We start from the raw sequence: 7,573 nt of genomic DNA on the forward strand, positions 1-7,573 counted from the left end.
ACCTGTCGCTTATGCATCCGTCATGCGTCCATCTCGTTGCAACATGTGCAACGCCCATTGCGTATAACGCTTGACGCTGTCTAACATCCGAGCCGTCGCCGGGTCAATGATGAGCCCCGGCGCCCGGGACGGTGAAGGCCGCCGGACATCCGGACACGACGAGCGAGGAGCCCCCGAGTGCCCGCAACGGTAGAAGCGGACCCGACCAGCCCCGGCGGGCCGCCCGAGGCCGTCGAGGTCGTCTGCCTCGGCGAGTCGATGGTCACCTTCCTGCCCTCGCGCCCCGGCCGCCTCGCCGACGTCCCCGCCTTCACGCGCACCATCGGCGGCGCCGAGTCCAACGTCGCCTGCGCGCTCGCCGCCGCAGGGCACACGGTCAAGTGGATCAGCCGCGTCGGCGCGGACGGCTTCGGCGACCACCTCGTGGAGGCGATCGGCGCGTACGGCGTCGACACCTCCGCCGTACGCCGCGACGCGCACGGCCGCCCGACCGGCATCTACTTCCGCACGGCCACCGACCGCTCCACCACCGCCCACGAGGTCGCCTACTACCGCTCGGGATCGGCCGCCTCCGCGATGTCCCCGGAGACGATGGACCGCGCCGACCTGTGGTCCGGCCGCCTCCTGCACCTGTCCGGCATCACGGCCGCGCTCTCGGACGACTGCCGCGCCCTGATGCGCGAGCTGGCCCAGCGCCGGGCGGGCCGCCCGCTGCTCTCCTTCGACGTCAACCACCGGCCCGCGCTCTGGCGCGACGACTCGGGTCCGGAGGTGCTGCTGGAGATCGCGCGCGGCGCCGACCTCGTCTTCGTCGGGGACGACGAGGCCGCGCAGGTCTGGGACCTGCACAGCCCGGAGGCGATCCGCGAGGCGCTGCCCGAGCCGGCGGTGCTGGTGGTGAAGGCGGGGGCGGACGGCGCGACCGCCTTCGTACGGGAGCCGCGGGCCGGCACGGACACGGTCACGTCCGTACCCGCGCTGGGCGTCGACGTCGTCGCGGCCGTCGGGGCGGGCGACGCGTTCGCCGCCGGGTTCCTGTCCGCGACCCTCCGGGGCCTGCCGACCGCGGCCCGGCTCCGGCACGGGCACCTGATGGCCGCCGCCGTACTCACCGACGCGGGCGACGTCTGCGTCCCGGCCGCCCGCGCCCACGCGGACCGGCTCGCCGCACTGGACGACCGGGCGTGGGGGACACTGCGCCTCGGACCGGGATGGACGTCCGAGTCCGGCGCGTCCGAGTCCGGCACGTCCGAGTCCGGCACGTTCGGGACGGGCGCCACGCCCGCGCCCGGCGCCTCCGCGCCCGGCGCCTCCGCGCCCGGCGCCTCCGCGCCCGGCGCCTCCGCGCCCGGCTCGGACGCGGACAGCGCCACGCGGCAGGAAGCGGTACCCACCTCATGAGCCAGACGGTCGACCGCGCGCTGAGCATCCTGCCGCTCCTCGCCCAGGGCCCGGCCGACCTCGGACAGGTCGCCGCGCGGCTCGGCGTACACAAGTCCACGGCGCTGCGGCTGCTCCGCACGCTGCACGAGCACGGACTCGTCTACCGCCAGCAGGACCAGCGCTACCGTCTCGGCGCCCGGCTCTTCGCGCTCGCGCAGGAGGCCGTCGAGAGCCTGGACGTACGCGAGATCGCCCACCAGCACCTCGTGGCGCTGGGTGAGCAGTGCGGCCACACCGTCCATCTCGCCGTCATAGAGGACAGCGAAGTCCTCTACATCGACAAGGTCGAGAGCCGCTATCCAGTGCGGATGTACTCCCGGATCGGCAAGCCGGTCGCCGTCACCGTCGCGGCCGTCGCCAAGCTGCTCATCGCCGACCTGTCCGAAGCCGAGCGCCGCGCACTCGCCGAGCGGCTCGACTTCCCCATGTACACCCCCCGTTCGATCCCGAACGCCGCCGCCTTCCTCAAGGAGCTGGCGACCGTACGCGAACAGGGGTGGGCCACCGACCTCGGCGGCCACGAGGAGTCCATCAACTGCATCGGGGCCCCGGTCCGCGGTGCGGACGGCCGGGTCGTCGCCGCCATGTCGGTGTCCGCGCCGAATGTCGTCGTCACCGCCGATGAACTCCTCGCCCTGCTCCCGCTGTTGCGCCGCACCGCCGACGCGATCAGCCGTGAGTACTCGGGCAACGCGCACCAACCGGCAGCACCCGCACCTGTTGCGCCGCCCGCACCCCCCGCTCCCCCTGTTCTTCAGAAAGAGATCTCATGAGCGACCAGACCGCGAAGACAGCAGTCGTCCCCGCCACGCACGCCGCGCCGCCGGCCAAGTTCTCCCACGGCGTCCGCAAGGGCAACATCCTCCAGGTGGCCGGGCAGGTCGGCTTCCTCCCGGCCGTCCCGGGCGAGGCCCCGACCGTGGTGGGACCGACGCTGCGCGAGCAGACGCTCCAGACCCTCGCCAACGTCAAGTCGGTCCTGGAGGCGGGCGGCGCGAGCTGGGACGACGTGATGATGCTGCGCGTCTACCTCACGGACGTCGCGCACTTCGCCGAGATGAACGAGATCTACAACACCTACTTCGAGGAGCAGAACCTCAAGGACGCGCCGGCCGCCCGTACGACGGTGTACGTCGGCCTGCCCGCCGGGCTGCTCATCGAGATCGACGCGCTGGCCGTACTCGGCTGAACCGGCCCCACGCTCCCGTCCCACGGCACGGCGCCCGTCCCCGTCACCCCTCGGGCGCCCTGCCGTGATCCCCCCTGCGCCGACGCACTGGCGTACTGACGCACTGATGCACGAAACCAGAGGTCCCCCCTCATGCTGCTCGCCGCCGCACCCCCCACCCCCGAGGCTCCGCCCCACACCGGTGGACTGCTCCTTCTCATAGACGGGACGGCCGGTCTGCTGACCGTCGCCGTCCTCGGAATCGTTCTCCTCCTCGTCCTGATCATCAAGGTCAGGATCCAGCCCTTCGTCGCCCTCCTCGGCGTCTCCATAGCCGTCGGCCTCGCCGCCGGACTGTCCGTGACCGAACTCTTCGGCACGGTCCAGAAGTCGGCCGCCGTCTCGATGATCGAGTCCGGCATGGGCGGCATCCTCGGCCATGTCGCGATCATCATCGGGCTCGGCACGATGCTCGGCGCGATCCTCGAAGTGTCGGGCGGCGCCGAGGTGTTGAGCACCCGCCTGCTCAACCTCTTCGGTGAGAAGCGCGCCCCGCTCGCGATGGGCGTCACCGGTGTCGTCTTCGGTATCCCGGTCTTCTTCGACGTCGGCATCTTCGTCCTCGCGCCGATCGTGTACGCGGCGGCCAAGCGCTCCGGCAAGTCGATCCTGCTGTACGCGATGCCACTGCTCGCCGGCCTGTCGATGACCCACGCGTTCCTGCCCCCGCACCCCGGTCCCGTCGCCGCCGCCGGTCTGTTCAACGTCGACCTCGGCTGGGTCATCCTGATGGGTGTCGTCGTCGGCGTCCCGGCCGTGCTCGCCGCCTGGGTCTACGCGGCGTGGATCGGGAAGCGCATCTTCGTCGACGTACCGCAGGACATGGTCGAGGCCGCGGCCGAGGCCAAGAAGGCCGTCGCCGCCGAGCAGGAGGCGTCGGGCGTCACCCCGCCCGAGCGGCCGGTCGCGCTCGGCACCGTGCTCGCGATCATCGGCACCCCGCTGGTCCTCATCCTGCTGGCGACGTTCTCCTCCATCGCCCTGGACCCGAGCACGCTCCGGTCGGTCGTCGAGTTCTTCGGCCACCCCTTCGTGGCGCTGACGATCGCGCTGCTGCTCGCGTACTACCTGCTCGGCATCCGGCGCGGCTGGTCCCGCAAGTCTCTGGAGACCGTCTCCACGGCCTCCCTCAAGCCGGTCGGCAACATCCTGCTGGTGGTCGGCGCGGGCGGCGTCTTCGGAGCCGTACTCAAGGGCAGCGGCATCGCCGACGCGCTCGCCGACACCTTCAACGACGTCGGACTGCCGGTCATCGTGCTGGCCTGGCTGATCTCCGTCGTGCTGCGCGTCGCCCAGGGCTCGGCGACGGTCGCGATCGTCACCACGGCGGGCATCGTCGTACCGCTGGTCGAGGGCCAGGACATGTCGCAGGCCCATCTCGCGCTGATCATCATGGCGATCTCGGCGGGCTCGATCTTCGCCTCGCACGTCAATGACGGCGGGTTCTGGATGGTGGCCAAGTACTTCGGCATCTCCGAGCGCGACACCCTGAAGTCCTGGACGGTGCTGGAGACGGTCCTGTCGGTGGCGGGCTTCGTGGTCGCCGCGCTGCTCAGCCTGCTGATTTAGGTACGGTACGGCTCCATGTACCCGGAGCCGAACCCGTACGTGAATCCGCAGCCACAGCCACAGCCGAACCCGTACCTGAGTCCACAGGCGCAGCCACAGCCACAGCCGTACGCGCCGCCACAGCCGTACGCGCAGCCGAATCCGTACCTGTCCCCGCAACCGCAACCGCACTCCGGCCCGCACCCACACCCGCACCCGCACCCGCACCCGACCCCGGAGTTCCTCGCCGCCGACAGCCGGAGCGGCATCGTCATCGACGAGGCCGGTGTGACCTTCGACTTCGAGGGGCGGACCGCCGAGTTCCCGTGGGCCGACATCCAGAGCATCCACTCCAAACCGGGCGCCGGCGGCCACCGGCTCATGGTGGCCGTCGTCCTGCCCGGCGGGAAGTTCTACGAGTGCGGGGTGAAGGCGCGCAACCGCGAGACGCTGGACCACTGGTTCCGCGATCTCGGGCACGTACTCCAGGTCTATCTCGGCCGCCGGGACAATCCGGCCCCCTGGACGCCTTAGGACTCGTTCCGGTCGGCGGAAAACGGAACCGGGACCGCCGACCCCCTTGCGCGATCTTCGCCGTCCCGCTTTGGTGACCCGAGTCACTTACGGGGACGAGTGTGGAGGTCGACGCATGGCAGAAATCACCGAAAGCGGTACGGCGGCGAGCAAGTCCGGGCCGCGCAAGTCGAGTTGGAGGTACATCGGTCCCGGCATCGTCGTCGCGGCGACCGGTGTGGGCGCCGGCGACCTGGTCGCCACCCTCATCGCGGGCAGCAAGTTCGGTTACACGCTGCTCTGGGCGGCCGTCATCGGCTGCGTCGTCAAGATCTCGCTCGCCGAGGCGGCCGGCCGCTGGCATCTCGCCACCGGCCGCACCCTGTTCGAGGGCTGGCGCAGCCTCGGCCAGTGGACCACCGTCTACTTCGCGGTCTACGTGGTGATCTGGGGCTTCGTCTACGGCGCGACCGCCATGTCGTCGAGCGCCCTGCCGATGGTCGCGCTGTTCCCCGAGGGCCCCGGCCTCAAGACGTGGGCGGTCATCTTCGGTCTGCTGGGGCTGCTGTTCGTCTGGTTCAACAGGTATCTGGTCTTCGAGAAGTTCATGACGGTCGTCATCGGCATGAAGTTCCTGATCGTCGTGTACGTCGCGATACGCGTCGCGCCGGATCTCGGTGCGGCCTTCGCGGGGCTCGCCCCCGTACTGCCGGACGGCTCACTGCTCTACACCCTCGGCCTGATCGGCGGGGTCGGCGGCACGATCACCATGGCCGCGTACGGCTACTGGGTCAACGCCAAGGGGTGGACCAACACCAACTGGATGAAGGTGATGCGGATCGACAACCGCGTCGCCTATCTCACCACCGGCGTCTTCGTCGTCGCCATGCTGATCATCGGCGCCGAGCTGCTGCACTCCTCGCAGATCGCGCTCACCACCGGCGACCGGGGTCTCATCGACCTCGGTGTGATCCTTGAGGACCGCTTCGGGGTGGTGACGGCGAAGCTCTTCCTGATCGGCTTCTTCGCCACGTCCTTCGGCGCGCTGGTGGGCGTGTGGCACGGCGTGAGCCTGATGTTCGCGGACTTCGTGGAGCGCTTCCAGCGCGAGCGCAGGACCGGTGCCGCGGTCGGCGAGGGGACGGTCGAGGAGGTCGCCTCGGGTGCGCGGGAGCGGTCGGTGCCGTTCCGGGCGTATCTGCTCTGGCTGACCTTCCCGCCGATCGGGCTGCTCTTCCTGGACCAGCCGTTCGGTCTGGTCGTGGTCTACGGCGTGCTGGGTGCCTTCTTCATGCCGTTCCTGGCGCTCACGCTGCTGTGGCTGCTCAACTCCTCGCGTACACCCGCGGAATGGCGTAACGGCATGGTGAGCAACGTGATGCTGGCCTCGGGTGGGCTGCTGTTCGTCGTGCTGTGTGTGCAGCAAGTGCGGGACCTGCCCTGGTAAGGGCTGGGGAACACACGGTGGCGCCGTCGGAGTCCGACGGCGCCACCGGTCTGTGGGGGGTGGTACTCGTGGTGATGCGCTGCCGTTACGGCAGGGCGTGGACGTGCGGGCCGACCGCCTTGGACCAGGCGTTGCCGGCGGTGGCGTCCCAGTTGGTGGACCAGGTCATCGCGCCGCGCAGGCCCGGGTAGGTCTTCGACGGCTTGAAGTTGCCGCAGTCGGTGCCCTTGGTCAGACAGTCCAGCGCGTTGTTGACGATGCCGGGCTCGACGTAGCCGCCGCCCGCCGCGCTCGGCGAGGCGGGGACGCCGATGCCGACCTGGGAGGGGTCGAGGCCGCCTTCGAGCTGGATGCAGGCGAGGGCGGTGAGGAAGTCGACGGAGCCCTGTGAGTAGACCTGTCCGTCGCAGCCGAGCATCGAACCGCTGTTGTAGTACTGCATGTTGACGACGGTGAGGATGTCCTTCACGGCCAGCGCCGTCTTGAAGTACTCGTTGGACGTCGACTGCATGTCGATGGTCTGCGGCGCCATCGTCAGCACGAAGCCGTCGCCCGCCTGACCGGCGATCGACTTCAACGCCTGTGTCATATAGGTGGAGTTGAGGCCGTTCTCCAGGTCGATGTCGACGCCGTCGAAGCCGTACTCGTCGATCAGCCCGGACACGGAGTCCGCGAAGGCCTTCGCGGAGGCGTCGTCGTTGATCGCGACGGTGCCCTTCTCGCCGCCGATGGAGATGACGACCGACTTGCCCGCGGCCTGCTTGGCGGCGACGTCGGCCTTGAACTGCGCGTCGGTGTAGCCACCGAGACCGGCCGAGTCGAGGGTGAAGTCGACCTGTCCGGGTGTGGCGGTGGCGTCCGCGAACGCGACGGCGATGATGTCGTACTCGTCCTGGACCTCGGCCAGCGTCTGGACGGTCGCGCTGTTGTCGAAGTTCTGCCAGTAGCCGGTGACGGCGTGGGTCGGTACGGCGGCGCGGGCGGCGTCGGCCGCGGGAGCGGGAGCCGCGTTGGCCGCGGGTACGGCCAGTCCGGCGGCGAGAACGCCTGCCACGGCGAGGAAATTGAGCGTGCGCACTGCATGGCCTCCGTGGGGGGAGATGTGGGGGGCGGTACGGAACGGTGGCCACCGTTTGGATGTACAAACTGGTCCAGACCATTGGCCTTGTCAAGGGTCTGGACGCGATGGGCCGTTTTCGGCCGGGCGGTGTTGCCGGGGGCGGCATGGCCGGGGACCGCAGCAGCGCCGCCGGGGGAGCGGCGGCGCTGCTGGTCTGTGCGTGGGGGATCTCGCGGAAACCGCTACAGGCCGCGTGTTACGGCAGGGCGTGGACGTGCGGGCCGACCGCGTTGGACCAGGCGTTGCCGGCGGTGGCGTCCCAGTTGGTGGACCA

8 protein-coding genes are annotated in these 7,573 nt (G+C 70.1%); 7 read left to right on the top strand and 1 reads right to left on the bottom strand.

What is annotated here, in order from left to right:
* Positions 1–177 precede the first annotated feature (177 nt).
* The 6 genes from P3L51_RS06935 to P3L51_RS06960 all read left to right on the top strand — a co-directional run bounded on the left by P3L51_RS06935 (position 178) and on the right by P3L51_RS06960 (position 6,179).
* Positions 178–1,401, top strand: a complete 1,224-nt coding sequence (locus P3L51_RS06935) for a sugar kinase (RefSeq protein WP_435594393.1) — start codon at positions 178–180, stop codon at positions 1,399–1,401.
* Positions 1,398–2,216, top strand: a complete 819-nt coding sequence (locus P3L51_RS06940) for an IclR family transcriptional regulator (RefSeq protein ID WP_354604173.1) — start codon at positions 1,398–1,400, stop codon at positions 2,214–2,216. The genes P3L51_RS06935 and P3L51_RS06940 overlap by 4 nt, the downstream gene beginning before the upstream one ends.
* Positions 2,213–2,632 carry a RidA family protein gene (locus tag P3L51_RS06945; protein WP_354604174.1) on the top strand — a complete coding sequence of 140 codons (420 nt, stop codon included), beginning with the start codon at positions 2,213–2,215 and terminating at the stop codon, positions 2,630–2,632. The genes P3L51_RS06940 and P3L51_RS06945 overlap by 4 nt, the downstream gene beginning before the upstream one ends.
* Positions 2,633–2,764: 132 nt before the next feature.
* The gene (locus tag P3L51_RS06950) at positions 2,765–4,240 is read left to right on the top strand and encodes a GntP family permease (RefSeq protein ID WP_354604175.1); all 1,476 of its coding nucleotides are present in this window, start codon (positions 2,765–2,767) and stop codon (positions 4,238–4,240) included.
* Positions 4,241–4,255: 15 nt separating this feature from the next.
* Positions 4,256–4,753 carry a hypothetical protein gene (locus P3L51_RS06955; RefSeq protein WP_354604176.1) on the top strand — a complete coding sequence of 166 codons (498 nt, stop codon included), beginning with the start codon at positions 4,256–4,258 and terminating at the stop codon, positions 4,751–4,753.
* A 115-nt stretch (positions 4,754–4,868) separates the two neighbouring features.
* A complete protein-coding gene (locus tag P3L51_RS06960; protein ID WP_354604177.1) occupies positions 4,869–6,179 on the top strand; it encodes an Nramp family divalent metal transporter in 1,311 nt (436 codons plus the stop codon).
* 85 nt (positions 6,180–6,264) lie between these two features.
* On the opposite strand, the gene P3L51_RS06965 is transcribed toward P3L51_RS06960, so the two are convergent.
* On the bottom strand, positions 6,265–7,209 hold the full coding sequence (locus tag P3L51_RS06965; RefSeq protein WP_354604187.1) for a chitinase: 945 nt from the start codon (positions 7,207–7,209) through the stop codon (positions 6,265–6,267).
* A 107-nt stretch (positions 7,210–7,316) separates the two neighbouring features.
* On the opposite strand from P3L51_RS06965, the gene P3L51_RS06970 reads away from it, so the two are divergent.
* Positions 7,317–7,573, top strand: a 257-nt coding sequence (locus P3L51_RS06970) for a hypothetical protein (RefSeq protein ID WP_354604178.1), incomplete at its 3' end; no start/stop codon positions are given.

The sequence above is a fragment of the Streptomyces panacea genome (assembly GCF_040560175.1).
GTDB classification, from domain to species: domain Bacteria; phylum Actinomycetota; class Actinomycetes; order Streptomycetales; family Streptomycetaceae; genus Streptomyces; species Streptomyces panacea.